The sequence below is a fragment of the Pinisolibacter aquiterrae genome (assembly GCF_019160155.1).
Classification (GTDB): Bacteria; Pseudomonadota; Alphaproteobacteria; order Rhizobiales; family Ancalomicrobiaceae; genus Pinisolibacter; species Pinisolibacter aquiterrae.
Genome location: NZ_JAFNIH010000037.1, coordinates 1 through 1,584, shown reverse-complemented (window position 1 = coordinate 1,584; position 1,584 = coordinate 1). Strand labels below are relative to the sequence as shown.

The 1,584-nt window shown below is 66.9% G+C and carries 1 protein-coding gene; it reads right to left on the bottom strand.

Features of this window, described 5'->3' with window-relative positions; genetic code table 11:
- Positions 1–38: 38 nt before the first annotated feature.
- Complete coding sequence (locus J3S89_RS14935) at positions 39–1,394, bottom strand: IS5 family transposase (protein ID WP_217928483.1); 1,356 nt, start codon at positions 1,392–1,394, stop codon at positions 39–41.
- Between the last annotated feature and the right edge of the window lie 190 nt (positions 1,395–1,584).

The window sequence follows — 1,584 nt, the reverse complement described above, 5'->3', positions numbered from 1 at the left end:
GTCGCCTGTGAAGAAGGCGATTTGAGCGCGATCGGCGTTCATACGGCGGCGTGACGCTCGCTTTGTAGCGAGGCGGCGATTGCGAAGAGCAGGGCGACGAGGGCACAAAGAAGCTTCCTCAGCCATGCGGCGAGAAGGCGGAGGTTGTGGCCCGCGGCGGCGAGGACGGCGTTGATCGCGTCGCCGATCGCACCGGCCAAGTGATTCCGCTCGAGCAGTCCGTCCGCCTTCAAGTGCCCGATCACCGGCTCGATGGCGCTGCGCCGCCGCAGTTCTCGTCGGATCGTCGGCGAGGCGATGCCGCGGGTATGGGTGACGAAGACGTCCAGCCCCTCGCGCACGAACTTGTGGCCGCGGTAACCCCGGTCGACGTAGGCGCGCCGGACACGGCGACCGGTGAGTGCCTCGACCTGATCGATCTGGGTCGCCAGCGTGTTGCCGTCCCACGGCGTGCCGGGGATGGTCTTCGCCCCGAGCACGAACTGGCCGCCGGCGGCGCGCGCATTGGTCACGGCGATCGTGCACTTCACCCCGAACTCGTATTTGACCCGGGCCTTGCCCTTGCCGATGCACTCCACCTCGGGAGCATGGAGCGCGTAGAGCTTCTGCTTGTCGGTCGGCTTCTGGCGATGCAGCCGGCCGACGCGCTCCATCGCCGTCACCAGGAAGGGGTGCTCGGCCGCCGGCTTGCCCTTGGTCTTGCGTTCCAGGTCGCGCAGCAGACGGCCGACCCAGGTCCGCATCTTGCGAAGGTGCCGCATCGCCTGCTTGTGGCCGCCGGTGTGGAGGAGACGAGCGACCTCTCGGCGAGCGTGGCGGCCGAGCCGCAAGTAGGACTGGCGCAGCTTCACCCCGACCTTGTCCGCTGCCCGGTTCAGCCACTCGATGGCGCGCAGCATGAGGTGACTGTCGGTGGGATGGGCCACCGCCTTGGTCGCCACCGTGGTATCCACGGTGACGCGCTCGATCTCGCGTTCGCTCACCGCCCTGGTCTTCACCGCCACGGCGATGGTCTCCGCCAGCAGGATCTCCAACTTCTCCGCGCTGATGCGCTTGCGCCAACGGGTCATCGACGAGCGGTCGAGCGGCAGGGTGTGGCGGAAGTGCTCCTCGCCGCAGAAGGCTTGAAAGTAGGGGTTCTCCACCCACTGGGCGCAGACCTGTTCGTCCGAGAGCCCCTTCATGTGCTTCAACAGATGCAGGCCGGCCATCAGCCGGGTCGGCAGGCCGGGGCGACCGATCTTGTCACGGTAGAGCGGCCCGAAGGCCTCGTCGAAGCGGTTCCAGTCGATCAGCGCGCCGAGCCGAACCAGTTCGTGGCGCTGGTCGAGGAGGTTGTCGAAGCGCATCCGGAAGAGGTCGGCGTCGGTGGGCTCGGGCTGCTTGGGGCGCATGGTCGGGGTCTCGAAGCGGCAATGACCGAATGGAATCACGATCGGCGTCCGACCGGAACCCCTCTCGCGGGCGGGCGCGCGAAATCGCAAGGTTTTCGATCAGAACCCATCGAAACCCGGCAATCGCGAATACGCTCGGGAGTCAAATCACCGCGCCACGTCAATGGCTTGGTCGTTCTTCACGGGTGAC

Bases quoted from the DNA above. Each gene is read 5' to 3' on its own strand.
- J3S89_RS14935 (WP_217928483.1), bottom strand. From the start codon at position 1,394: ATGCGCCCCAAGCAGCCCGAGCCCACCGACGCCGACCTCTTCCGGATG.